The following is a 24720-nucleotide window of genomic DNA, read 5'->3' as shown; positions in this document are numbered from 1 at the left end:
TAAATAGAAAGAGGAGAGAGTGAAGTTGAAAAATAGGTTGCTTATAACCACTATTATTGCGCTAACTATGATGTTTAGTCTGGCTTACGGTGCCTGGGCTGCCTCTAATCCGCAGCTTAACGACAGCTCGAAACAAGCGGAACAGGATAATCACGGACAGTCCAAGAAAATAACTCCACTTGGCTTTTCGTCTAACGCAAGAACGTCGGATACCTTTTCGTTTAAGACATCTTCAACGATAGACGTATTGAACATGACAAGCGGCAGTGTTCCTTCTTATATTTCTATAAGTGATGGAACGAATAAACTGGATTTGTCTAAAGCTAAAATGAATGTACTAAAGGGCACGGATGGAATAGCCTACGCGCTAACTAATTTACCAGCCGTTAATAAAGCTAAGTCGTACAGGCTGGAAATTAATCATTCTAAAATTACATTGAAAAAAGCTGACTTTAAACCGGCCAATTCCTCCAACACGGATCTCCGAATGCTGAATAACGCTATTCACCTATCAAGCATCGACAACGCCAGAAGCACGATTTACATGATACCTCAATATGACGTGGAACAATTGCTTGCTGAAATTGACTCAACCGACCATTCGATTCAGCAGTATTCGGTGACAGATCGTTCGGGAAACGAAAAGAAGCTATCTGATGAGATCGTAAATACGGATAGACTAACTGTAGTTGCTGAAGATGGAACATCGAGGCAGTTTACAATCGAACTATCCACTTTGAAGGCCAACCTGCAGCAATATACAATAGGTCAAACTCAAGATGTAATATTAGAATACTCAATCAATAGAACCACCCCGGAAAGAAAATATTTATACGGGACGTTAACCTTTCATTTGCCGGACGGAATAAGAGCCTCCTCAACGGATACGTTCGATTTAATTGGCCGAGGCTTCGTGCAATTAAATGATGCGGCTATCGCGGCCGCAAAAGACTATAACCATTCGGGAAGAGACTGGGCTAGAGATATTGATTCAAATGAAGATTTGCGAACCAAAGTGGAAATAACGGACGGGGGAAAGACGGTTTCTATAAAAAATACGGATTTTAGCGCCTACAATGGCGTTGACGTTACGCTTGTTTTGAAGAACAAGAAAATGCCAAGTCATGGCGGAACCTTCAGCGCAACCTTTAGCGGCAAGGCTTATTCAGGGACACCTCGCGAAGCGGATTATACGGAAACAGGGAAGGCAAATTTCAATGTAACTTCTAATGTAACAAATATAGTCAGAAAAGCTGCTGATGTGTCCTATAGCACTCCTACAACTGCTGTGCTGGAAGCGGACTCTTTGACTAAACAAGCGGATGTGTATGCAAGTTTAGACAAAGGTTTAACTTGGGTGAGAACAGGAGCCGTATTCAAATCTCAACAAGCGGTACTTACGAACCTAATACCGGAAACAAATTATTACTTTAAGCTGGTAACAGCCGATGGAAGCTCCAACATGGTAAGCTATTATTCAGGCAATTATGACGTAACGGATTATGGCGCGGTTGCTGACGCAAAAGTATCGGACAGCGAGGGCGGCATTATAAAATATACCGGATCGGACAACGCTGCTGCTATTAATGCAGCCATTATTGCAGCAAGCAAAAATGGCGGCGGAACGGTTTACTTCAAAGGAGACTCCAATTTCGCCTCTAACAGCATCCATTTAAGAAGCAACGTACATTTATATTTGGACAAAAACGCTCAACTTATCGCTTTAGACCATATCGACGCAAGAGAAGCCACTTTAAATTATCCTTTTGCATTGGGGCAGGATGACGGACATGGCTATTGGGAGGACGCTCTTTTGTGGGGGGTTCGCGTAGAGAATATCAAAATCATCGGCAATTCAGCCAAAATATACGGAAATATGAATTTATACACGGGCTATAGTGAACCTTATGTTCCTGGCAACGGAACAAAAACCATTTCGCTCAAACTATCGAAAAATATCGTGATCGGCGGAACGGATGAGGATCATGTTTTCACTATCGAGCAAGGCGGCTGGTTTTCTGTACTGACAACCGGCTGCGATAACATTCGGGTTCAGAATATCTTATTGCCTGACTCTGCATCCGGTCGTCAAAGAGACACCTTTAACTTTATGGAAAATAACAACGCGTCCGCTTATAACATTACAACATTGAAATCCAGTAACGACGTAGCCAAATTAGGAAGCGACTTTTCTTTAGGATTTATTAGGCATGTTTCCAACAACGATATCGAAAAAATTGTTGCCGGTGACATCGCAGGCGGAAACGTGTTCCAATTAGGCTCCGAAACCGTTGGAGATATGGAGAATATAACCGCGAAAAATTTAACGTTAACGACAAATGCGAATAAAACCGGCGTTGCGATCTGGGTTAACGACGGTTCAAACGTAAGTAACGTCACCTTGTCGGATCTGCATTTAGAAAACACTTCCGGCGGAATTGCGTTTGGCGTTTCACCTCGCTTTGAAGGCGCCGGGTTCGACGAAGACGGAAGTCTCCAAACCGCAAGGCTGCCTCAAGGAATAAGAAGACCCGGTTCGATTTCAAACGTAACGGTTGACGGGGCTGTTTTATCCAAGAACGCAGGGGGAGACGGAGCTTTTCCCATTGTGATTCAAGGCTATAAACGTTTTCCAAGCACCGGATCCGCAGGCCAGGTTGACGTTGGTTCCGTAGGATCGATTGTGGATGGGGAAACGTATCCCGTTCGTAATGTAACGATTAAAAACCTGGAGCTTACGGCATCCTATAATCCTGCCAAACCTGCTTCCAAGCCCGTTTTATCAAACACGACGGAAGTTATAGCCGAAGCTAAAAACGGGGGCAACTATCGAACATCGTCCTATTCAAATGCGAGTTCATTCCCTGCCTATGGCATACTTATGAAATACGTCGACCATGTCACGATTCAAGACAGTTCAATCCAATATGAGGACACGTTAAGAAATGACCGATTTGCGATTGTTGTGGACAATGGAACTGACGTTCATCTAAGTAACCTAAATATTCTGCAAGGCGGGTTAATCGGCAGTGCCGTACAAGTTAGAGGGAACTCCAGCTATAATTTTAGCCATATTGCTATTAAAACGTTCAATAAAAATTATAAAACGCAAACGGCAACGGTGTATCCTGACGCGAACGGCAGTACCAAGTTCGATAGTTCCGTCCAGGCAAATCTGTCACAGTCCTACGTATTCCCGAGCATTGCCACTGACAGAGCTGTAGATATTGCCTATACAAGCACGCATCTTAATTCCATTTCAAGCCGCGCAATTGTCATTAAGGCTGGAACTACGGCTGGCAATGTGTTAGACGAGTTAATATCCTTGAATGGTGTCCAGACGATTTCCGTTGTAGATGGTAGTGGCCATGCCGTTGCTTCAACCGAAGCTATTACAACCGGTCATTGTCTTCAAGTGACTTCAGCCGATGGAACCCAAACGATCGTCTTGCCGTTTGCGATCGATAGTGCCGTTAACTCTGGTGCGGATCTAGGTCTTGTATTACTACATGAAGCCGCTTAAGCGCAAGGCGCTTGCCGGACTGTAGGATGACACGGTCGTTTAATCCCGGTTTAGAACCTTGATAAATCAAGGTTCTTTTTCATTTATATGTATTTACTTGTCGTTTTTATGGACATGAGAATCCATATTGCGCCTCCAAGTTATTCGTTTTACAGGAATTCTAACGGGAAAATAGTAGTTACATGCACCTCCATATCATTAACCCATTTTTCTATAAATAGTTTCCAGTCTAGCTAATAGTAGTTATTGGTCCATGCTGAAGAATAACAACTCACGTACACTGTACAATCTATATAGGAGGTGTCATGGTTGAGTTGTTCCGATACAAAAAAACGGTGCAAAAAGAAACCCATTATTGTATGCCATCCGAAAGGAAAGAAAAAGAAACGTCATCCGCATAAAAAGCATGTTTGCATAAAGTGTCCCCCGCTGAACGGACAGCAATTATTAAGAGGACTTGCTGACGCAATTGTAGATGCTGGGCCTCAAGGACTTGCAGGAGCACTTGGACCTCAAGGATTAACAGGACTTGTGGGAGCAATCGGTGCACTTGGACCTGAAGGATTAGCAGGAGCGCTTGGACCCCAAGGAGCAGCGGGCCTAGCAGGAGCGATTGGCGCACTTGGGCCCCAAGGAATCGCAGGAGCACTTGGACCCCAAGGAGTAGCGGGCCTTGTAGGAGCGATCGGTTCACTTGGACCTGAAGGACTTGCAGGAGCACTTGGACCCCAAGGAGCAGCAGGCCTTGCAGGAGCGATCGGTTCACTTGGACCTGAAGGACTTGCAGGAGCACTTGGACCCCAAGGATTAGCGGGGCTTGCAGGAGCAATTGGCGCAGCCGGATTGACGGGTCTAACAGGAGCAACGGGACCGGCGGGTCCAGCAGGACCTGTAGGGCCGGCTGGTGGAGTGTTAGGCTTTGCAGATTTCTTTGCCTTGATGCCTCCTGACAATGCAGCAACTGTTGCTCCCAATACAGATGTGAGTTTTCCGCAAGATGGCCCAGTTAGTGGGACTGCGATAACCCGTATAAATGCGAGCTCATTTAACTTGGCTGCAATTGGCACCTATCAGGTTTTGTTTCAGGTAAATGTAAATGAAGCGGGCCAATTGCTTTTAACACTAAATGGTGCTGACCTAGCTTATACGGTGGTCGGACGTGCAACAGGAACAACTCAAATAGTAGGAATGGCGCTAGTGCAAACAACAGTCATTAATTCAGTACTCACAGTTCGAAATCCTGCAGGTAATTCCACGGCACTTACTATCACTCCATTAGCTGGAGGGACCAGGTCGGATTCCGCGCATCTTGTTATTATGCAGATCGCATAAAGGGTGATAATTGTATGCACCGGACAGAAGGGTAAAGAAAGGATGCTCTTTATTTCATATAGAGAGCATCCTGTTAGATTTTTGTTGGTATTGGTACATAAATGAGATGTCATACTTCTAACAATGGTTATATCAGCTGTCATTCTGTTTGAATTTTTTTTGAAACAACTCATCCAATAACATAATTTCCGCTTTTTGGCTGACAGCCAATAACGATAAACGATATCGCCCAGAGAGCTACCATTAACCGAGCTACCTTCTATGCCCATTATGAAGATAAGTATGCTTTGCTGGAAGAGATCACAGAACAGGCTTTTCGGGAAATGACGCCAAAAGAAGTGATGGATGCACTTGAATTTACAGATGAAGTATGTGATCAACTGATCTTGCTCACTTACCGCTACATCATGGATTTTTATCGGAAATGCAGAATGGATTCCAAATCGATGGCAACGATTGTAGATGATAAAATAAAGAAAATGCTGCAGCAGACAATAGTAAGTATTTTATTGAAAGAGGATAACTTCCATAGAACGGATCGTTACCGTACAGAGATCCTTTCGGCCATGACAGGCTCAGCAATTTATGGCGCAACATTTCATTGGTTAACGGTTGGGGAAAATGATCAGACCGATTTGCTTCTAAATATTGTTCGTCCCTATGTTATGAATAGTCTTAAGTTGAATGGCAACAATGGCTACATGGATGAGAATAATGGCTGCCATTCGAATTGATCTAAAAGAAGAGCAGGAGGGGTACTAGAAATTGTCAGATAAACGATACTATTTATCGAAAATGAGCATTTTTGATGTGCTGACTCCTGATGATTTAAATGAACTGGACCAAATAACACCGATGAAGCATTTTAATGCTCTGCCTAAAGGTAGTATCATACAGAAGCCGGATACTGCCCGAGACGGACTGTTCTTTATAAAAGAAGGGAAGGTCCGCTTATATAAAATGACTTCGGAAGGAAAACAATTCACGATAGTGATTTTGGGAAAAGGCAATGTCTTTGGTGAAATCGATACCTTTTCTTTTGGAACGAAAGGTTTTTACATCGAAACAATGGAGGAAACGTTAATATGTTCGGTGCCTAAACAAGAATTTGAAAACTTCCTAGCCGAACGTCCGTTGCTTGCCATGAAAATGTTGACCGAATTGAGCAAGGTGCTTAAGTTCAAGGATGAGATGCTCGAAAAGTTAGCACTTGGCGATGTCCGTGACCGCATACTCTATCTATTGCTCAATCTTTCCGAACGATTCGGTGTCGAGGATGAGGGGAATATAAGAATTGACTTGCCGTTAACGCATCAGGATGTTGCGAATATGGCAGGTGCCACGCGCGAGGCGGTCTCCGTAATCTTAAGAACGCTTGCGAAGAACAATGTTATTCAGACCGGACGGAAATCGATTTCCATTTCACCCGTTAAAGTAGCGGAAATACTGGAGTTAACATATTCGTAGCAGCGCAAGAAACCGATGTTGATGCACCATTAGAAATAGAAATGCTGATTTGCTAAAACAAACGAAGTGGATCGCATGATGAGGGCATTGACGCGCCGAAACGGCGGGATAACGATGGAGAAACTGGGGAATGTTTAAACGTATGGAACTTGGTATTTTACCGTTTAAACCTATGACGGTGGCCTTCTGTAATTTACATTACAGAACAAGTGCAGCTTATTGAGCTAAGATGGCGACATACCAAGGAGGGATACGCAATGAACAGAATCGACAATCAACAGCAATTTCAAGATGAAATTGCGCAAGATAAATATACCATTATGAAATTCGACGCAACCTGGTGTCCGGATTGCAAAAATTTAGACCGATTTATCGGAGATATCGTGAGCGAGCATAAGGATAAATCGTTCTTTGCCGTTGATTCGGAACAATTCGATACGCTCGCGGAAAAATACGACGTACGAGGAATTCCAAGCTTGCTCGTATTCAGGAACGGTCAAAAATTGGACCATTTGCATAGTAAATTCGCGAAAACGCCGACTCAAATCAGAGATTATCTGAATAAGCTCGCTGTTTCCTCTGCAGGGAAGTAAACGAAGATTATGGAACAGAACAATAAGAAATTATCAATATTATCTCAGATCAAGCTATTCGAATCGCTTCCATCGCACATTATCCATGAGATCGAACAGCTGGCTAATGGATCCAATCTGAATGCGTATCCTAAAAAAACCATTATTCAAACGCCTGGAACCGAGAAGACTGGATTGAGCTTCGTAATCGCCGGCAAGCTTCGATCCTATAAAACCGATTCGGACGGTAAACAATATACGGTTTGCATCCTTAGCGACGGCGGAATGTTCGGTGAAGTTGAATCGTTTTCTCTCGGCATAGGCGGAACTTACGTAGAGACGATGGAGGAAACAATGATTTATTCGATCCCGGCTGAACAATTCGAGCCGCTTTTGAGCAAGTATTCCGAACTTGCATTACGATTTTTATCGGAAATGAGTAAGAGATTACGAGAGCAGGCTGAATTAGCGGAAAAACTTGTTTTTAGAGATCTTCGAGGAAAAGTGTTGTACTTTTTAAACCGGCTATCCAAAAAATTCAGCATTGAAGAAAATGGATATCTGAAAATCGATATCCCGCTTACTCATCAAGAATTGGCGAATATGATCGGTGCAACACGAGAAGCGGTGTCACTCACCTTACAAGAACTATCGAACGAAGGTATTATCGTTACCAGCCGAAGGATGGTTATGATTCATATCGAAAAAGTCATGAAAGAATTATCTTGATTTGTATGATGGGGAAATTTCCCTCTTATTGCTTCATGTTTAGGTAATCTATATTACTGAGGAATTATTCATCTAGGATTATGATTAATTCATCCTTTCGGAGAGTTGGGGAAAGGAGTCATACCTGATTATCGTTCATCCGTTAGGCCAATACGATATGCGCTCACGGAAATGCGGTACATCTAACTAGCCTAAAGGAGGAATAAAACATGTCCAGTCAGCTAGTCCAACTAAAGCAATAGCTGGCCGGAAGAATTTTTCAAACCTTAGAGACTTAGTGATTTTTTGGAGAAAATAACTTTTTTACATTAAAGGAGATACTTTTCATGACAGCACCTAAAAAACTTCTTTCCACATATAATCTAGGAAATCTCACCTTGAAAAACCGAGTAGTACTTGCCCCGATGACTCGCATTTCTGCCGAAAAGAATGGTAATGCAACCGATAGAATGGCGAGATATTATGAAAGCTTTGCTGCGGGTGGATTTGGTCTTGTAATTACCGAAGGAACATACCCAGATGAAGAATACAGTCAAGCGTATATTGGGGAACCAGGAATCGCAAATGCTGAACATGTCAGAGCATGGAAACAAGTAACTGAAGCTGTTCATGCTAAGGGTGGTAAAATAATATTGCAAATTGCCCATGCTGGTGCTCTTTCTATGGGTAATATTTATAAAAAAGGGACAGTGGCTCCTTCGGCTGTTAAGCCATTAGGTGAGCAATCACCAGCATTCGGAGGTGAAGGCGAGTATTTAACGCCGAAAGAACTTAGACTGGAAGAAATCAAAGCTATCATTGCCGGTTTTGCGGAAGCAGCTTTAAGAGCCGAACAAGCAGGCTTCGACGGGGTAGAGGTTCACGCGGCAAGCGGTTATTTATTGGACGAATTTTTGACGGATTTCACAAATCTGCGTCAAGATGAATATGGCGGATCAACGGAGAACCGTGTACGTTTTGTAACCGAAATTATTAGAGCCGTCAAGGAGAAAGTTGGTCAACGCCTTGTTGTCGGCGTTCGAATATCGCAGGCTAAAGCCAATTACTTCGTGCACAAGTGGGCGAACGGTGAAGAAGACGCCCGAATCATTTTCGAAGCCATTGGTGCAGAAAAGCCCGATTATATCCACATCACGGAATATAATGCCCTTTTACCTGCCTTCGGGGATAGCGGTTCAACACTAGCTGAATTAGCGAAAAAATATGGAAATACGACAGTTATTGCTAATGGGCAACTGGATCAGCCAGAGGACGCCGAAAGGGCGCTGGAGGCAGGCTCAGATTTGATTTCACTAGGAAAAGCCGCACTAGCTAATCATGACTGGGTGTTCAAAGCAGAGAATGGTCTTCCGATTGAATCATCTTTAGATAATATTCTGGCTCCTACACCTAATCTAAAGGACCAAGAATTATATGGGCATGCGGAGTAAAGAATATCCTGATTGAGGAACAATAACGAGTAAAATGAGGATTTGCACAAAATAGATTTCGTGAAAATGAAATAAGGATATGAGGACAGGCCGCGTTGCGGGACATGCCTCGTAATCACTTTTGTTATATTGTGACTCGGAGAAAAAGGAAACGGACTAGCGTAATATCGAACGCTAGTCCGTTTCATTTTGTTCATTTTTCCCCTTTTTGAGCTGCTTTCGCTCAACATGGGCCACTCCCCATTGATGCAAGGTTTCCAAAATGGGAGACAGGCTCATACCGTATTCCGTGATGGAGTATTCTACTTTCGGCGGGATTTGCGGATAAATGACTCGAGTAACAATCTCTTCCTCTTCCAATTCGCGCAGATGGAGCGTAAGCATCCTTTGAGTGATATCGGGCAGCAATCTTCTTAGCTCATTGAACCGCAAAGGTTTACCTTGAAGCAAATGATAAAGGATAATCGGCTTCCATTTGCCGACGATCGAATCCAACGCTACAACGAATTGACATTGGACAGGGTTCTTTTGCATACATAGGCCTCCGTTTACAGTACCTTTTTTAATACTATACCACATTATTGTGCGTACTTAAAATATGTAAGTATATATAATATGATTATCCTTGAAAGTATAACTGATTACAGAAGGGAAGTTTTGGTTCATGGCAACCGTATTGTACATCACCGCACACCCTCTCGATCCTCAATCATCGTATAGCCTCGCGGTAGGCAAAGAGTTTATCGAGGCGTACCGCAAGGCAAACCCGGGAGATAAAGTTATTCATTTGGATCTCTACAAAGAGAATATTCCGCAATTTGATGCTGATGTTTTAAGAGGTTGGGAAAAACTTCGGTCGGGTTCATCTTTCGATCAACTGACTGATGATGAGAAGTCAAAAGTAGCTTGTCTTGAAGCGGTTGTTGATCAATTCGTTGCTGCCGATAAGTATGTATATGTTTCCCCGATGTGGAATTTCTCGATCCCACCGGTTTTGAAAGCATACACTGATGCGACTTCAATTCCGGGTAAGACTTTTAGGTATACCGAAAACGGTCCTGAAGGTTTGTTGACCGGTAAGAAAGTCTTACACATTCAAGCCAGTGGTTCTGTTTATTCGGAAGGTCCTTTAGCTCCACTTGAAATGGGATACAGCTATCTAAATAAGGTTTTACAGTTCTATGGGATTCAATCTATTGAGGCAATTTTTATTGAAGGAACGGCATTAACATCACAGAAGCAAGCTCCAGCAATTAAAGAAAAAGCAATTGCACATGCTAAGGAGGTTGCCAGAAGTTTCTAATAGGGCGGCGTTCTCAAACCGGAATCCATAAGAGCAAATCGATCAAAAGTGAAGTAATGCTGCGAAGCTGATTCCGACTACGTGTCTGTGGGCTCCATACCAACGATGACGCTGTTAAGTTTTTAGGATTTGTATAGATCTGAATCCGATGTGCGAACAAATTAAACCCTTCACGATGGTTACCGAACTCGTTCCCAAAGCAAAGCAATTCCTCGAAAGCTGACCGCGAGAGCTACATGGACTTCTTGTACCCTATCTATGCCGATAACCAAGTGATTAACGGTAATGTTTCAATGAGTTGATATACAGAGGAGCTCGTTTTTGTTCAAACTCCAAATTATTCGTTATACAGGAATACGAAAGGGCAGGATAGTTGAATCATTTCACCGAATGCCTTAGACATGGCGATTTGGCGAAGTTCGCGAGAAATCGCGAGCAAGACGTCAAGGAGAGAACCGAAAACCGAAAGAAGGGGTTAAATGATAAGGACTCTTGAAAATTTTCTTAATACTTCTTCAATAAATAGAAAAGAAAAATATATTAAAAATCTCATTAATCGAATGTCAACTATTAATAATGCAAAGAGTTCAGATGAATCAATTAGCTTCAAAGCGCATAGAGAAGCCGAAGCATTAAACGATAAAGAGATGATACCGATCTTAATTGAACTTATTAACAGCTCGATTACATCGGAGAATAAGATATCCAGGAGAGAAGCGTATTTCATTCTTTCAAAGTTGTTATTAAAGCATATGGATCAAGAAGCACTTCAGTTTCTGATTAATCAACTTAATTTAGAGAAGGACAAGTTTGTTATCAGTACCTTATTAGATCGAATATCAGATTTAGAAAAACCTGAATCTACAGATTTAGACCCCATTTTTCAGCACACACAACATCGAAATTGGTTAATTCGGCGTTCAGCAATCAATTCACTTAAGAGATCTAGAAACCCAAGAGCTAGGGAAGTGATTTTGGATAATATATTAACTAACAAGGAAGATATTAAAAAGAATAAATATGACATAATATATGCGGTCTCTACATTGTCATATATTGGAATTTACGATGATTTAGCTTTATTAGAAGAACTCTCAAGAAGTAATATTCGCGATATAAAAGAATCATCTATTTTTGCAATAGAAAGTATAAATAAGAGCCAATAAAACAGTTAGAAGGCATTTCCGAAGAAGTCGGTTTCTTCAGAAGACACCAAATTAACGCTTCAGGCCATTCGGTATGTTTCATTACACTAAACGGGGAACGATAGCTCAATACAACACGACGGCAGCTGGCTCGATGGTCAACTGCCGTTTTCATTGAAGTAACGGGCAGGTTTGCTTAACCGCAACGAAGAAGACCAACCATTAATTACTAAAGCTTGAACGTAACAATCGTGATAAATAGAACGTCAAATGAAGTATCTACGAAATAAGGGGAATGCGAAATGAAATTTCGAGCAGTACTCTTCATCTTTGCTGTTGTTTTAGTTTTATCTGGTTGCACAAATGGGGGGGAAGCAGGAAGCAAGTTGACGTTGGATGACGTCATAACAGCAATTCGAACTGAAGGTCCTTCGGTGGTTCCTTTATCACGTGATGGTAAGTCCTACGCTCTTAACAATGTGAAGCCTTCTTTTTTCACCATAGCAAATGCAAATGAAGATGTAGTCAAACCTGAAGAAATTAAAGTTTATATTTTTGAATCTGAGACGGCTATGATGGAAGCAACCAAGAACTTTGTCTTCGCAGAAGAAACTACTCCTCGTGAAAGTTACAAGCAAAAAAATGCGTTTGTTGTTTATTACGCCTACGGCGGCAAGATTGAAAAGTTTGGCGATACAATTGAATCGGCAATAAAAAAGTTGTAAGGTCTTAAATGATTGAGCTTACGGAGAACATTAGTTCAAAAACAAAATGGTAAATTGAAAGTGGTGATAACAGTTTAATGATTGAATTTCTAAAAAATAAAGGAATTAAAGCGTACAACGAAATTGTTGAGATAGCAGAACAACCAAACCTCTTGTTCTCTAATGACAGTGGTCAGTATAATGCGGAAGCTAATTATAATCTTTACACCATTCAGAAGCTAAACAAATTAATCAAAAAAGACAATGTTTCAATTTATGAGTTAGAAAAGGTTCTTATCTATATTGAAAACTCATGGTCGGTGTATTTAAATAAGTATTTTAGGGGAAAATCATTTGTTTTTTACGTTTGGGGAGATTTTCAAATACCTGCCATAAGGTTATCAGTTGTTTCCTATTATGAGGGGTTAGAGTTGCCGTTTGGAGGTACATTTAACAAGGTTAGTAACATACAGAACGTACTGCTTCAATACAAAGAGGAAGCACAGTTTCATGGTTTTACGATTGCTGAAACGGAAGATTCAAACTTAAATGATGATGAAACAGAAAGAGATTACATACTAACTGTATACTCAAAAATCATAAACTGTTAGATACATGACCGGTGAGCTGTACCATAGCTTATATGTCATGTTATTACACTAACTGGGAACACATCCTGGATCGGAAGAATGGCAGATCTATTACATTAACGAGAACAAAAAAGTGGAGCAGGCACGTTTTTCATTAAATCATCGAGAAAAAATTATTTAAATATAATGGTCGTAAAGTACAGTGGGGGACCGATGATAGGCTATAATTCGGACATACGTCCATGAATATTCTGTCTTATCTCTTTCCCATAGTCATATTCATTCTAAGCATATTGATGCTTCTAGTGGGCATTTACCTTTATTTTCGCGGTAGAAGAAAGCCTCACGTTTAAAATAAAAAACCGGTAGCCTTAAATTCTTATAAATTCATACCTTCAAAAGACGGCTCAACCTTCACTTTCACTATCGGGGAACTTTAGTTCAACCAGACAAAATGAGCAGTCCGCCGCGGATCTGCTCATTTTTTCATTTGACTAAAGGGAAGTATATTGAAGGTGTTGCCTTACTATGAAGGGTTACAGTTTGTCTGATCGTTTGGAGGACGCCATCGCCTCTACTCCTGCCATTAGGAGCTCGATACCAAATTTAAAGTGGTCATTCGTATCGACGCAAGCAGCAATATTCGGGGCTGCCTCTACGAGCCGAGGATATTCTTGCTTCGGAAGGCTGCCATAGAACTTCAGCAATTTAGCCCCCCACTTTTGGCGCTCTTCTTCTGCCCCTTTTACGTAACCATCTCCCGTTGCAACCAACGATACGACTTGATTCAACAGGTGTTCAAAAATTAAAAACGCTTCCTGAGACTCGAAGCCAGCGTCACGCAGGATGCCAAGAGAAGTCTCGAATATATTGAGCCTGTTTGTCAAAGGCAGAGATCGCCTGGACAATAAGTTACTTCCTGAGGGATGGACAAGCAGCACCTGACGCAAAGCATAAAGTAATCCTGTGACCTGTTCTCGCCAGTCCGTTTCCTTTACTGCAGAGGTATCGAAAGAAGCGAGCATATATTCGGTCATGGCATCTAAAAGATCATCCTTGTTGTTCACATACCGATAGATGGCCATGGCTGTTACTTCAAATTCGTGGGCTAATCGTCGGAAACTCACTGCTTCGATTCCTTCCGTATCCGCAATATTTAAAGCCAGCGCTACGATTGCTTCTCGATTAAGGCGAACAGAGCTTTTTTTGTTAGGGGTACCTTCAGGTAATTGATCATTTTTATTATGAACCACAGTTCGACGCTCCCTAAAGAAAAAGTATAAGGTTTAGTATAACAAAAGAAAGTTGACGAGTATACACTGTATACTTATAATGCAATGTATACGGTGTATACTTTTTTTGGGAGTTGATCATTTCATTGAAAAGCAAAGTAAAACGCAGATTTACGTTAGCTGCTATTATAACCTTGATGGCACTAACCGCTATCTTAGGTTTCGTGTTTTATCAGCCATTGATGGTTGCTTCTGGGTATTCCAGCAAGGAAATCTGTTCAGGAACCTTCGTCTCGGGCATGGATCCCGATCAGATTTACGCCGATATGGTTAAACCAGAGGGGGCTATTAGGTATATTAATCGTTTGATCCACTTCGATGTTAACCGTGACAAGCACAAAGTCACAACCACAATCGCGGGATTTTACAAAACTCAGGCAGTGTACAGCAAAGGCATTGGTTGCATGCTGGTACATAAACCTGAGGATGATCATTTGGCTGCATCTGCTGATTTTATTACCCAAATTGGCCCATCCAATTCACAGACTCCAGAGATAGTGGGACCTGCTGCTATTGAACCAAGGAACGAACAACTTAGCACCGCGCTCGACCGGGCTTTTGAAGAGCGTGAGCAAGCGCCATATATACGCACCCAAGCGGTCGTCGTAGTCAAAGACGGTGAGATCGTTGCCGAGCGCTATGCTTCTGGCATAGAAGCGGATACTCCATTATTGGGTTTTTCTGCGACAAAATCGGTCACTAATGCACTTATTGGCATTCTGGTCCGGCAAGGAAAATTGACAATCGACCAACCCGCACCGATTGCAGCTTGGAGTAATGAAAGTGATCCGCGCCAAAGAATAACAATTGAAGAATTGTTACGGCAAACAAGCGGCCTCGCTCTTAAACAAACCAGTTCAGGTTTCGATCCTGCATCCAGAATGATTTTTCTTGAGCGTGACATGGCCGGTTACGCCGAGAATGCAGAATTAGTTACGACGCCTGGAAGCCAATGGGCTTACACCGATGGCAACTATATCCTTCTCTCTCGCATCATTCGTGATGCCGTTGGTGGCCGAGCCTCGGATGTAAGACAGTTTGCACAGCGTGAACTTTTCGGGCTAATCGGCATGAACCACGTGACGCTGGAGTTTGATGCGACCGGCACACCTAACGGTGCGATGTCTATGTTGGCATCCGCCCGTGATTGGGCCCGTTTCGGGCTATTGTACCTAAATGACGGAATGTCAGGTACTAACCGTATCCTGCCGGAAGGGTGGGTTAAATTCTCGACCTCACAGACGCTCGACACTGGTTACGGTGCTGGCTTCTGGATTAACCTTACTACCAGTGGTAATGCGCCGTATGGTCTTCCATGGGGGATGCCCCATGTGCCGCATGATGCCTTTTTCGCCATGGGCAATATGGGTCAGCAAATTGTAATCGTCCCTTCACAGCAGTTGGTAGTGGTACGATTGGGCATGTCACATCACCCGGATGGTCTTATCGCTGGGGCCGATCGGCTGGTTGCCGATGTGATCGCGGCGCTTAAAGACGACCAACAGATTCAATGAATTTATCCTAAAACAGAAGCGAATCATTCCTCCGTTTTCATGTTAATATTGGGATAAATTAACCTATTGGGGGTGGAGAACGTAATGGCAAACTACTCTTTAGACAATTACCATGAAATAGAGAACATTTACTTACATGATAGTGAATTGCAAGAGATAACGATAAATTACAGAGGTAAAGAAGTTAGTTTGAAATTGGTTACAGCAGTTACAAGAGAGAACCCCTCCCAAACGGTTGAGTTTTTATTTGAGCAAGTAAGTTACATCCATGTCCCTATTAAAGAGCCATGGGGTAGTGGATTTTATATTTTTTCTATAGAAGCAGAGTTAGCAGAGGATAATCGTATTATTACAAGCGTTATCTTAAATTCTGGTGATATAGTGAAATGCATTTCTGTATCAATTAGAACCAGTGATTAAGCTATCGGGAGACTATAGTTCAATCAAAATAAGTTACAGAAGCTCTACCGCAGTTTAAAGTGTACCTTCGAGAGCGGGAACACTGCATTCGATTTAAGTAAATGAAGTATTACTTTTGGCCTTTGCGCATGAAAAAAGTCATGTGCAATGACCGAAGGCGATGCTTTTTTTTTGTGCATATTCATGACCTTTAACAGGTTTGGTACTCCGTTATCCTTGGTAAGATCTAGGTGTAAGAACTAACGAAACACTTTGGCTCGCGTACATTTAGCGATTCAATATCAAAAGTGATGGCGGAGAAAAAGGGTTGCACGAACTCCGCACCGCAGTTAGGGGGATAGAAAGACAGCGATCGTTTCAAAATGAGGATGTGCGTTGAATAGGCGACTCTGTTCAGCCCAACCATAAAATGCACATAGGAGTGAATGTGATGTTAGGGAACCAATCGAGATGGCCGGCTAAAAGCATGGCAATTCTGCTCATTGCATCATTTATGCTTGTTTTGCTTTCTGCCTGCGGGCAGAACGGCAATCAGCAAGTCAGCGAAAGCGCCGCGGATATCAATCCGAAGAAAGTGGCCTTAACAACTGCAGGCAAGCCAAACTCAAATAAGCCGAATTCCGACGAAGAGCTGGTCAAAGAGCTCCCAGGCTTCAAGAACGTCTACAAGGAAGCGAACGGCGTCAAGCTTCACTATGTCGAAGGCGGGAAGGGCGAGCCGCTGTTTATCCTGCCGGGCTGGCCCGTTACCTGGTATTCATTCTCTAAAATGATGCCGGAGCTGGCCAAGAACTATCATGTTTATGTCGTGGAATACCGTGGCATGGGCAGCTCGGACAAACCGCAATCGGGCTATGACAAGAAGACAATGGCAAAGGATATTTATGAACTGGCCAAAGCGCTAGGCTACAAGAGCATTAACATCGCAGGACATGATATTGGCGCGACAATCGCGTACGCTTATGCTGCGAATTACCCGCAAGCCACGAAGAAAGTCGTGTTGATGGATGCTTCCCATCCGAATGAGAACTTTTTGAAAATCCCGATTTTGCCACCGGCGGGAGTGTACGACGAGAGTAATCCCGAACGCGCGAAGTTCTACTGGTGGTTTGCCACTAATACCATTCCGGGCTTGTCGGAGCAAATGCTGCAGGGCAAACAGCTGGATCTCGTTTATAATTGGATTTACGATTATATGGGCTACACCAAGAATGCTCTCAGCAAAAAGGAACGTGAGGTTTACCTCGCGGCTTACTCCCAGCCCGATGCGCTCCGAGCCGGGAACGAATGGTACAAATCGTTCAGAGACGATATCGAAACATTTAAAACGTACAAACCTCTGTCCGTGCCCGCGCTTGGTATCGCCGGTGTGTCCGGTTACGGCATGCTGGAGCAGTTCTTAAACGAGCATGCGCCGAATTCAAAGACGGTGAAGCTAGAAAAAACCGGACATTGGATTATGGAGGAGAATCCTAAAGCGGCCATTAAGCTATTCAGAGAGTTTTTCCAGTAGATCGGATTCAGCAACTTTTCAGACTTTAAAGTGGAATGGAATGGTTCGATGGGGCATTAGCAACGGGCGTTCCCTTACGGGACATGCTTATGGTAATGCCTTTTCGGAATGGCTCCAGGATTTCCGAAATGCTGCCAGAACAACCAGTGCTGAGCCCCCATATCGGGAGAACGACAAGAAAGCAAGTCCGCAGCTAGTTGTTCGACAACGAGTTTAAGAACTCGTTAGGGTCAAAATGGGAGGTTCAGCACAGGTTAGTGGTCAGATTCTGTATTTCCCGATTTAGAACCTTGATAAATCAAGGTTCTTTTTCATTGGTACGTATTTTTATGTCTTTTTTTTGGACGTGAAAATTCCTCTATACTGGGCTGACATAAACGAAATGGTGCTGATTGCTTTTTTTGGATCAACAGCTCTTACGTTAAACGAGGGACTTTAGTTTAATAAGAACAGTGCAGCAGCCGATCAATAAAGACCTGCTGCTGATGTTTCTCAGCTAGGGGCAGTTGAATGCGTGTTTCAAAACTTAATCGGGATTTTCTTGTCTTTGAAGTGTTGTACTCACTTTTTTGGGCAAAATACCTCTTGCCAAAACTAATGGCATTAGTTATTATAAAACTAACGACATTAGTTTATAAGCGAAGGTGGTTAATTAAAATGAGGATGACACGTCATGAACAGGTTTATCAGCTTACTTTTATGCCGACAATGTTCCCGGTGAATTGCTATTTGGTGGAGGAAGAGAAGAGCTTGACGCTGATTGACGCCGCAATGCCGGGTAACGCCGAAGCTATTCTGAAAGCGGCAAAGCAAATCGGCAAGCCTATTACGCGTATTGTTCTGACCCATGCTCATAGCGATCACATTGGAGCTTTGGATGCATTGAGGCAACAACTGACCGATGTAACAGTGTATATATCTGCCCGGGATTCAAGACTGCTTAACGGCGACCGCTCGCTTGATCCCAACGAGCCGGATACGCCAATTCGGGGCGGCGTGCCTAAGCCGGGCAAAATCGCAACACGCTCGGATGTGCTGCTGCAGGACGGCGACCGCGTAGGTTCCTTGCTGGCGATTTCGACGCCGGGCCATACGCCGGGCTCGATGTCCTTTCTCGACTCTCGAAGCCATGCTTTGATTGCGGGGGATGCTTTTCAGGTTCGCGGGGGAATCGCGGTAAGCGGACAGGTGCGCTGGAAGTTTCCTTTTCCCGCTATGGCAACCTGGAATAAGGTCGAATCGCTCCGCAGCGCAATGAAGCTGCTGACGCTGAAGCCATCCTTGCTGGCCGTTGGTCACGGGGATTTGATAGTTAAACCGGAAGCGCTGATGGAGTTGGCCATTCAGCATGCATCAAGCAAGCTTGATACCGTAATTGTTCGTTAAGAAAGGGAGAATAGAGCATGTCACCAAGATTAGGATTGGATCTGCCAACCATCATACAAAAGGCTGCCGAGCTGGCGGACGAGAACGGACTGGAATCCGTTACCCTCGCCTCGTTGTCCCAGAGGCTCGGCATCCGTTCTCCTTCTTTATACAACCATGTGGACGGATTAACCGGTCTTAAGGAGAAGCTTGCCTTGCACGGACTCAAAAATCTGCATGACAGGCTGCTTCGCGCCGTTGCCGGAAGATCTGGCGATGATGCCGTCTTTGCCATTGGGCTGGCCTATATCGGATTCGCGAGAGAGCATCCGGGCTTGTACGAGGCAACGCTTCCGGCCCAGCAGACAGAGGACGCGGAGCTGATCAAAGTAAGCGAAGAATTGATTCGGCTCATTATTACGGTGATGGACTATGCCTATAAGATGAAGCAGGAGGATACGATCCATCTCGTCAGAGGCTTCCGCAGCTTTATGCATGGTTTCGCAACGCTGGAGAGAAGCGGAGGTTTCGGACTACCGGTAAATCTGGACGAGAGTATTCAGGTTGTGCTTAAGGTCTATCTGGCCGGGATCCGAGAGCAATTCCGTTCTTGAATCCAATACCGATTTACGCAAGAGGCCGGGCGATCCCCTTCCGATAGTCATCGGGGGATTGTCCGGTAAATTTTTTGAACGTTTGGCTGAAATGAGAGACGTATTTGAAGCCAACTTCAAAGGCAGTCTCCGTTATGGAGCGGTCCGGATTCATTGTAAACAGCATTTTAGCCTGGTTGATCCGTCGTTGATACAGGTAATGGAACAAGGTAATGCCGGTCGTTTCCTTGAAGATCTTTACCAGGTAATGCTTGTTCAGATGCATATAATCGGCGATATCGTCCAGCTCAAGCTCCTCCCGGTAATGCTCCTCGATATAAGCGATCAGCTTCTGGACGTTCTGATGCTTAATGCTGCTCGGCGGTGAGGCTTGTCCGTAGCTAGGCATATGGGCGAATTCGTAAATAAGCAGCAGCAGCTCCTGGAAACAGAGGATTAACCGGTCATGCGACAGCGGATCATCGCTTTGCCGAAGCTGGCATAACCGCTCCAGCAACGGCTCGATTCTTGCCTGCTCCTCGGCTTTGAGGGAGATCAGGCGGTTCGTCTGTCTCTCGAACGGCAGCAGCAGCGGCACAAGAAAAGGCGGCTGGAACAGACCTGAAGCAAAAGCCGGGTCAAAATGGACAACCGTCCGGCAATATTCGTACCGGTTATCGATGGATGGATAATGAAGTGTCATCCCGTTCATCAGAATCAGGTTGCCGGGAGCAAGCTCATAGATGCTGTCGCCAATCAGCAGCTTGCATTTGCCGCTGTGAAAATAATAGATTTCATATTCCAGATGGGAATGAAAGTCGGTTGGAATCTGGGATGTATTGTACATCGCTTCAACGGGAAGCGGGTATCGTTCTTGAACGCTCATGCGATTCCTCCACGAATGAAATAGCGGTTGTTTTATTATACTGCTCGGCCTTCAAATACACCAACCACGTATAAATCGGCAAGCGATGAACGATAACCGGATAGAAGCGGTTAGTCCCCGGCGGTGGTACGATGTGAATAGGACAAGTTGAGGAGGATAATACGCGATGATCAAGGAACAACTGGCTATAGAATCCGTCAGTGCTATGAAAGCTACCGTTGAACGTCTGGCGATGACCATGCCGGTAACGGATATGCATACCCATTTGTTTTCCGCCGATTTCGGCAATTTGCTGCTGTGGGGCATCGATGAACTGCTTATATATCATTATCTCATTTCGGAGTCGTTCCGCTGGGCCGATGACGGGGAATCGTATGACGCGTTCTGGGCTATGTCGAAGCGGGAGCAGGCCGACTGGATCTGGAACAAGCTCTTTATCGAGCATTCGCCGGTCAGCGAAGCGGCAAACGGCTTTATTACGATATTGCACCGTCTTGGTCTTGATGTATCCTCGCGCAACCTGAATGATTACCGCGAGGCGCTTGCCAGCCGCACGACCGCCCAGCAGGTAGACGAGGTTCTCCGGATCTCGAACGTAAAGCATGTCCTTATGACCAACGATCCGTTTGATCCGGAAGAACGCGAGGTATGGCTTAACCGCGGCGGCAATACGGATTCCCGGTTCTCCGCCGCCCTTCGGGTCGACAGCCTGCTGAATGACTGGCCTAATGCGGTTGTGCAGCTTCGTTCCCTTGGTTACGATGCCGCCGAGGAGTGGACGGAGAAAACGAAGGAAGAGGTACGCCGCTTCCTGTCCGAATGGATTGTACGAATGGACGCTTTGTATCTCGCGGTGTCGATGCCTGGCGATTTCGTTTATCCCGCCGAGGATCACCGCACCCGCATGATTGACGAAGCGATGGTGCCGGTCTGCCAGAAGCACGGCATCCCGTTTGCCCTTATGATCGGCGTTCGCCGCCGCGTGAATCCGGAGCTTCGTCTTGCGGGCGATATGAGCATGGATTCGGACGTGTCCGCTGTTGAAGCTTTATGCCGTAATTATCCGAAGCAAAAGTTTCTTATCACGATGCTGGCCCGCAGCAATCAGCATGAGCTGACCGTGCTTGCGCGTAAATTCCGCAATCTGATGGTGTTTGGCTGCTGGTGGTTCCTTCACATCGAATCGATGGTGGAGGAGATGACGAAGTTCCGTCTCGAGCTTCTCGGCACTTCCGTTATTCCGCAGCACTCGGACTGCCGCGTATTCGAACAGCTGATTTACAAGTGGGAGCACTCGCGCCGGATCATCGGGCAGGTGCTGGCCTCGAAATACGAGCGTTTGTACAACAACGGCTGGAAGGTAACGGAGGATGAAATCAAGCGGGATCTTGACGATTTGTTCAACCGGAACTTCTGGCGCTTCCTCGGCAAGGAGCAGCCGGAATAGTTAGGAGGAGGAGCAGGCGATGCCTGCTTCTTTTTTTTTGCGATTTCCAAGCGAATTCTCGGGATTGAAACGCATTCTGCCGCCTAAGGACGCCAAAGCCGGTTCACCTTGCCAGTACAACATCACGATCCGTGAAAAAAATCGAATCTATGCGTGGATGCGCCATATACTGTTGTAACGCAACAGGGATGGAGGCGACTCTACGTGACCGATAAACGATTGCCGCGCAGCTCCCTTCTATCAATAGGAGGCATGTTATTTCCGATCGTTGTGCACGGCATACATTTGCTTCTTCCGCTGCTCCTTACGGGCGGCATTAGCGCTATGGAATGGTCTAACATGCAGCATCATGGCGGCGGAATGAAAGGCATGATGAACGATCCTTTTATGGACGGCATTATGATGGGAATTATGATTATCTCCGTTCTGTTCACAATCGGGTATCTCGTCCGGATTTGGCGTCTCCGGGATTGCAGCAAGGCAGCAGCCTGGTGTTATACCGGCGTATCCGCGGCCTGCTTCGGTTTGTTGCTTATACTGGTGTAACGCAGGTTCTTTCGTCCGATAAGGGCCGTTTTCGGGAATGACAAGCTCCGGTAAAAATGTTTGTTGCGCTTTCCGGAATTCTCTGCTCTAATGGGTATGACTTGCAAAATCGAAACGGATCGTGGAGCGAAAGGATTGCAGCGGGATGGAAACAAAGGGCAGTGTTTATAGGCTTGGCATGCAGATGATGCCGCGGGTTTGGTTTAATGCGCGGATCGATTTCAGCGCGACTTTATTATTCAGTATCTTTAACGTAGTATTGAATCAATTTTTTATGCCGTTCGCGATTCGCGAAGGGGCTACCAACCTGCAGGTTGGGCTTTTGTCCGCAGCGCCGGCGGTAGGTCTCTTGTTCTCGCCGATTTGGGCGGCATGGATCGAGAAGACGGGCAATCCCAAACCGTTTGTTATCGTTCCGAACGTCATCGGCAGATTGCTTATTATTTTTCCGGCTTTGTTTGCTTATCCGTCCGTTTACGTAGCAACCGCTCTGGTCTTCCAAATTCTCATGGGAATCCAGGCTCCGGCTTATGCTTCTCTTGTCGCGCGGATGTATCCGGCGGATGTCAGGGGCAGGCTGATGGGCTATGTGCGCGTCGCGAGCGGAGCATTAATGATTCCTCTTGCGTATGTCGTTGGCTCCTGGGCTGACGCGTCGGGACCGTCGGGTCCGCTGGTAACGGCCTCTATTTTCGGAGTGGCTTCGATTTTCTTGTTTAATTCTCTCCGACTGCCTAAGCAGGCCATGTCCCTGCCTGCCGGAACAAGGGCGAGATTCTCGCTCCCCGATCAATGGGCACTGGTGTCGGGAAACCGCAAGCTGGCCGTATTTCTGGCGGCGACCACCTTTTCCGGCTTCGGCAATATGCTGTCCAATCCGCTGTACCAGATCATTCAAGTGCAAGTGCTGGAACTGAGCAACGTGCAGATCGGCTTTGCCCGGGTATCCTATTATGCAGGCTTGCTATTGACGTATTTAATCGCCGGAAGGCTGATTGACCGGATTGACATTAAACACGTTCTTCTATGCGGAATCAGCGCGTATGCGGTAGTTCCTATGTTATATGGCTTATGGGGTAGCTATTCGGCTGTTATCGCGGGCAACGGCATTCAAGGCATAGGCGAGGCCATCTGGGATATCGGCATCCTTGCTTTTGTATCCAGATTAGCACCGGGCAGGGAAGCCGCCGTGTTTGGCGTGCATCTTATGCTGTTTGGCGTGCGGGGCACGCTGGGGCCGTTGCTTGGAGCGGGGTTATCGGACAGCGTATCGTTAACGATGCTGCTTGTGATTGCCTCCGTATGCGGCTGGATCGGAACCGCGCTGTTCCTGCTCGGCAACCGCAAAGCTTTAATCGAACGCTCGGCTTCAAGTTAACGGATATAATAAAGACCCGAATAAAGTCCTTTTTTATTTGTAGGGTTGGAAATTCATCATAAAAAGGCTTCCCTAAAGAATCCGAAGTTAATCACGGCGATGTTCGGCGGGGAAGAAGAGTTGGAATAGGCATGTTCATTTCTCGTTCATATTGGTCTGCTACAATGCAAACAAAAGGCCATAAAGGGGAATACGAGAGATGAACAACTGGAAAATTGCGCTAAGCGCTGTCGCCATCTCGGTCGCTTTGGCGGGCTGCGGTTCTAAATCAGGCGAGTCCGGCACTGCCGCAAACGGAACAACCGGACAAGCCCAACAGCAAAATCAGGGAAAACAAGGCTTCCAAGGCAGAGCGATGATGGGCACGATCGGCAAAATCAAATCGATTAACGGGCAGACCATTACGATTTACAAATCATCGTTTCAAAGACCGGAAGGCGGTGGACAGCCTCATCAAGGCGATGCAGCATACGGCAACCCTCCTTCGGGTGATCCGCCTCAAGGGGATGCCGGCTCGGCGCCTCAAGCGGGCAACGGACAGAACTCCGGCGGCGGGCGCCAGCGCAACATGCAGAACATGTTCTCCGATGAGACGATGGATATTACGGTAACGGATGCAACCAAGATTGTATCGGCATCCTTCACCGACGGGAAGATGACGGAAACAGACAAGACGCTGGCTGATTTGAAGGCCGACGATATTATTACGGTGCAATTGAAGGATGATACGCAGGAAGCGGAATCCATACGTCTCGGCGGCTTTGGCGGCGGAGGATTCGGAGGCGGCGGGCGCGGCGGTCAATTCCAGAATGGCGGCGGCGCGCAGAACGGGCAGCAGTCCGATCAGCAAACGGCAACAAAGTAAAAAGAAGCCCGGGAGGGCTTCTTTTTTGCTGAGCATCAAAAACAAGCAAAGCCGGCTGCATCGTATGGATAACAGCCGGCTTGGGACATGCTATTGTAATATTTCC

At 45.2% G+C, this 24720-nt stretch carries 24 protein-coding genes and 1 pseudogene; 22 read left to right on the top strand and 3 right to left on the bottom strand.

Going from position 1 to position 24720, the window contains the following annotated elements; translation table 11 throughout:
- Positions 1-25 precede the first annotated feature (25 nt).
- The 8 genes and pseudogenes from FHT67_RS18200 to FHT67_RS18170 all read left to right on the top strand — a co-directional run bounded on the left by FHT67_RS18200 (position 26) and on the right by FHT67_RS18170 (position 9053).
- Positions 26-3523: a hypothetical protein gene (locus FHT67_RS18200; RefSeq protein WP_167200481.1), complete on the top strand. Its 3498-nt coding sequence runs from the start codon at positions 26-28 to the stop codon at positions 3521-3523.
- A gap of 309 nt (positions 3524-3832) precedes the next feature.
- Positions 3833-4855 (top strand): collagen-like domain-containing protein, encoded by a 1023-nt coding sequence (locus tag FHT67_RS18195; RefSeq protein ID WP_132312136.1) that lies wholly within the window; start codon positions 3833-3835, stop codon positions 4853-4855.
- A gap of 209 nt (positions 4856-5064) precedes the next feature.
- Positions 5065-5145, top strand: a pseudogene (locus FHT67_RS30380) (TetR family transcriptional regulator); the annotation flags it as partial.
- A 33-nt stretch (positions 5146-5178) separates the two neighbouring features.
- Positions 5179-5589, top strand: coding sequence for a hypothetical protein (locus FHT67_RS18190; RefSeq protein ID WP_243867284.1), 411 nt, complete (start codon positions 5179-5181; stop codon positions 5587-5589).
- A gap of 31 nt (positions 5590-5620) precedes the next feature.
- Positions 5621-6322: a Crp/Fnr family transcriptional regulator gene (locus FHT67_RS18185; RefSeq protein WP_132312140.1), complete on the top strand. Its 702-nt coding sequence runs from the start codon at positions 5621-5623 to the stop codon at positions 6320-6322.
- 257 nt (positions 6323-6579) lie between these two features.
- Positions 6580-6915, top strand: coding sequence for a thioredoxin family protein (locus tag FHT67_RS18180; protein WP_167200478.1), 336 nt, complete (start codon positions 6580-6582; stop codon positions 6913-6915).
- 9 nt (positions 6916-6924) lie between these two features.
- On the top strand, positions 6925-7623 hold the full coding sequence (locus FHT67_RS18175) for a Crp/Fnr family transcriptional regulator (RefSeq protein WP_167200475.1): 699 nt from the start codon (positions 6925-6927) through the stop codon (positions 7621-7623).
- A gap of 326 nt (positions 7624-7949) precedes the next feature.
- Positions 7950-9053: an oxidoreductase gene (locus FHT67_RS18170; protein ID WP_167200472.1), complete on the top strand. Its 1104-nt coding sequence runs from the start codon at positions 7950-7952 to the stop codon at positions 9051-9053.
- Positions 9054-9227: 174 nt separating this feature from the next.
- On the opposite strand, the gene FHT67_RS18165 is transcribed toward FHT67_RS18170, so the two are convergent.
- Positions 9228-9587 (bottom strand): winged helix-turn-helix transcriptional regulator, encoded by a 360-nt coding sequence (locus FHT67_RS18165; RefSeq protein ID WP_132312146.1) that lies wholly within the window; start codon positions 9585-9587, stop codon positions 9228-9230.
- Positions 9588-9717: 130 nt separating this feature from the next.
- Between FHT67_RS18165 and FHT67_RS18160 the strand changes: the two genes are divergently transcribed.
- The 4 genes from FHT67_RS18160 (at position 9718) to FHT67_RS18145 (ending at position 12816) form a co-directional block, all read left to right on the top strand.
- Complete coding sequence (locus tag FHT67_RS18160; protein ID WP_167200469.1) at positions 9718-10356, top strand: FMN-dependent NADH-azoreductase; 639 nt, start codon at positions 9718-9720, stop codon at positions 10354-10356.
- Positions 10357-10916: 560 nt separating this feature from the next.
- Positions 10917-11522: a HEAT repeat domain-containing protein gene (locus FHT67_RS18155; RefSeq protein ID WP_208403344.1), complete on the top strand. Its 606-nt coding sequence runs from the start codon at positions 10917-10919 to the stop codon at positions 11520-11522.
- Positions 11523-11803: 281 nt separating this feature from the next.
- Positions 11804-12226: a hypothetical protein gene (locus FHT67_RS18150; RefSeq protein ID WP_167200463.1), complete on the top strand. Its 423-nt coding sequence runs from the start codon at positions 11804-11806 to the stop codon at positions 12224-12226.
- A 77-nt stretch (positions 12227-12303) separates the two neighbouring features.
- Complete coding sequence (locus FHT67_RS18145; protein ID WP_167200460.1) at positions 12304-12816, top strand: hypothetical protein; 513 nt, start codon at positions 12304-12306, stop codon at positions 12814-12816.
- A gap of 515 nt (positions 12817-13331) precedes the next feature.
- Here FHT67_RS18145 and FHT67_RS18140 read toward each other — a convergent pair.
- Positions 13332-14048: a TetR/AcrR family transcriptional regulator C-terminal domain-containing protein gene (locus FHT67_RS18140; protein WP_167200457.1), complete on the bottom strand. Its 717-nt coding sequence runs from the start codon at positions 14046-14048 to the stop codon at positions 13332-13334.
- Between the two features lie 125 nt (positions 14049-14173).
- On the opposite strand from FHT67_RS18140, the gene FHT67_RS18135 reads away from it, so the two are divergent.
- The 5 genes from FHT67_RS18135 to FHT67_RS18115 all read left to right on the top strand — a co-directional run bounded on the left by FHT67_RS18135 (position 14174) and on the right by FHT67_RS18115 (position 19513).
- Positions 14174-15601: a serine hydrolase domain-containing protein gene (locus FHT67_RS18135; protein WP_208403343.1), complete on the top strand. Its 1428-nt coding sequence runs from the start codon at positions 14174-14176 to the stop codon at positions 15599-15601.
- 84 nt (positions 15602-15685) lie between these two features.
- Complete coding sequence (locus tag FHT67_RS18130; RefSeq protein WP_132313647.1) at positions 15686-16021, top strand: hypothetical protein; 336 nt, start codon at positions 15686-15688, stop codon at positions 16019-16021.
- A 430-nt stretch (positions 16022-16451) separates the two neighbouring features.
- The gene (locus tag FHT67_RS18125) at positions 16452-17534 is read left to right on the top strand and encodes an alpha/beta fold hydrolase (protein ID WP_208403342.1); all 1083 of its coding nucleotides are present in this window, start codon (positions 16452-16454) and stop codon (positions 17532-17534) included.
- A gap of 657 nt (positions 17535-18191) precedes the next feature.
- Positions 18192-18920 carry an MBL fold metallo-hydrolase gene (locus tag FHT67_RS18120; RefSeq protein ID WP_132307988.1) on the top strand — a complete coding sequence of 243 codons (729 nt, stop codon included), beginning with the start codon at positions 18192-18194 and terminating at the stop codon, positions 18918-18920.
- Positions 18921-18937: 17 nt separating this feature from the next.
- Positions 18938-19513: a TetR/AcrR family transcriptional regulator gene (locus FHT67_RS18115; RefSeq protein ID WP_167200454.1), complete on the top strand. Its 576-nt coding sequence runs from the start codon at positions 18938-18940 to the stop codon at positions 19511-19513.
- Positions 19514-19526: 13 nt separating this feature from the next.
- Here FHT67_RS18115 and FHT67_RS18110 read toward each other — a convergent pair whose 3' ends face one another.
- The gene (locus FHT67_RS18110; RefSeq protein WP_167200452.1) at positions 19527-20378 is read right to left on the bottom strand and encodes an AraC family transcriptional regulator; all 852 of its coding nucleotides are present in this window, start codon (positions 20376-20378) and stop codon (positions 19527-19529) included.
- A 166-nt stretch (positions 20379-20544) separates the two neighbouring features.
- Between FHT67_RS18110 and FHT67_RS18105 the strand changes: the two genes are divergently transcribed.
- The 5 genes from FHT67_RS18105 (at position 20545) to FHT67_RS18085 (ending at position 24614) form a co-directional block, all read left to right on the top strand.
- Positions 20545-21825 carry a glucuronate isomerase gene (locus FHT67_RS18105; RefSeq protein ID WP_207918148.1) on the top strand — a complete coding sequence of 427 codons (1281 nt, stop codon included), beginning with the start codon at positions 20545-20547 and terminating at the stop codon, positions 21823-21825.
- A 19-nt stretch (positions 21826-21844) separates the two neighbouring features.
- Positions 21845-22003, top strand: a complete 159-nt coding sequence (locus tag FHT67_RS18100; protein ID WP_165930685.1) for a hypothetical protein — start codon at positions 21845-21847, stop codon at positions 22001-22003.
- Positions 22004-22029: 26 nt separating this feature from the next.
- The gene (locus tag FHT67_RS18095; protein ID WP_132307982.1) at positions 22030-22371 is read left to right on the top strand and encodes a hypothetical protein; all 342 of its coding nucleotides are present in this window, start codon (positions 22030-22032) and stop codon (positions 22369-22371) included.
- Between the two features lie 121 nt (positions 22372-22492).
- Entirely contained in the window at positions 22493-23749 is a 1257-nt protein-coding gene (locus FHT67_RS18090; protein WP_347880104.1) for an MFS transporter, read from the top strand.
- A gap of 199 nt (positions 23750-23948) precedes the next feature.
- Positions 23949-24614, top strand: a complete 666-nt coding sequence (locus tag FHT67_RS18085) for a hypothetical protein (protein WP_167200445.1) — start codon at positions 23949-23951, stop codon at positions 24612-24614.
- The last annotated feature ends 106 nt before the right edge of the window (positions 24615-24720 follow it).

The organism is Paenibacillus sp. BK720, assembly GCF_011761545.1.
Taxonomy (GTDB): Bacteria; Bacillota; Bacilli; order Paenibacillales; family Paenibacillaceae; genus Pristimantibacillus.
This window is presented reverse-complemented; position numbering and strand designations above follow the sequence as displayed.

What these genes read in the sequence shown, in the direction of transcription:
- FHT67_RS18190 (WP_243867284.1), top strand. Translation starts at nt 5,179, where the DNA reads ATGACGCCAAAAGAAGTGATGGATGCACTTGAATTTACAGATGAAGTA.
- FHT67_RS18180 (WP_167200478.1), top strand. Translation starts at nt 6,580, where the DNA reads ATGAACAGAATCGACAATCAACAGCAATTTCAAGATGAAATTGCGCAA.
- FHT67_RS18175 (WP_167200475.1), top strand. Translation starts at nt 6,925, where the DNA reads ATGGAACAGAACAATAAGAAATTATCAATATTATCTCAGATCAAGCTA.
- FHT67_RS18170 (WP_167200472.1), top strand. Translation starts at nt 7,950, where the DNA reads ATGACAGCACCTAAAAAACTTCTTTCCACATATAATCTAGGAAATCTC.
- FHT67_RS18165 (WP_132312146.1), bottom strand. Translation starts at nt 9,587, where the DNA reads ATGCAAAAGAACCCTGTCCAATGTCAATTCGTTGTAGCGTTGGATTCG.
- FHT67_RS18160 (WP_167200469.1), top strand. Translation starts at nt 9,718, where the DNA reads ATGGCAACCGTATTGTACATCACCGCACACCCTCTCGATCCTCAATCA.
- FHT67_RS18155 (WP_208403344.1), top strand. Translation starts at nt 10,917, where the DNA reads ATGTCAACTATTAATAATGCAAAGAGTTCAGATGAATCAATTAGCTTC.
- FHT67_RS18150 (WP_167200463.1), top strand. Translation starts at nt 11,804, where the DNA reads ATGAAATTTCGAGCAGTACTCTTCATCTTTGCTGTTGTTTTAGTTTTA.
- FHT67_RS18145 (WP_167200460.1), top strand. Translation starts at nt 12,304, where the DNA reads ATGATTGAATTTCTAAAAAATAAAGGAATTAAAGCGTACAACGAAATT.
- FHT67_RS18130 (WP_132313647.1), top strand. Translation starts at nt 15,686, where the DNA reads ATGGCAAACTACTCTTTAGACAATTACCATGAAATAGAGAACATTTAC.
- FHT67_RS18125 (WP_208403342.1), top strand. Translation starts at nt 16,452, where the DNA reads ATGTTAGGGAACCAATCGAGATGGCCGGCTAAAAGCATGGCAATTCTG.
- FHT67_RS18120 (WP_132307988.1), top strand. Translation starts at nt 18,192, where the DNA reads ATGAGGATGACACGTCATGAACAGGTTTATCAGCTTACTTTTATGCCG.
- FHT67_RS18115 (WP_167200454.1), top strand. Translation starts at nt 18,938, where the DNA reads ATGTCACCAAGATTAGGATTGGATCTGCCAACCATCATACAAAAGGCT.
- FHT67_RS18110 (WP_167200452.1), bottom strand. Translation starts at nt 20,378, where the DNA reads ATGAGCGTTCAAGAACGATACCCGCTTCCCGTTGAAGCGATGTACAAT.
- FHT67_RS18105 (WP_207918148.1), top strand. Translation starts at nt 20,545, where the DNA reads ATGATCAAGGAACAACTGGCTATAGAATCCGTCAGTGCTATGAAAGCT.
- FHT67_RS18100 (WP_165930685.1), top strand. Translation starts at nt 21,845, where the DNA reads ATGCCTGCTTCTTTTTTTTTGCGATTTCCAAGCGAATTCTCGGGATTG.
- FHT67_RS18085 (WP_167200445.1), top strand. Translation starts at nt 23,949, where the DNA reads ATGAACAACTGGAAAATTGCGCTAAGCGCTGTCGCCATCTCGGTCGCT.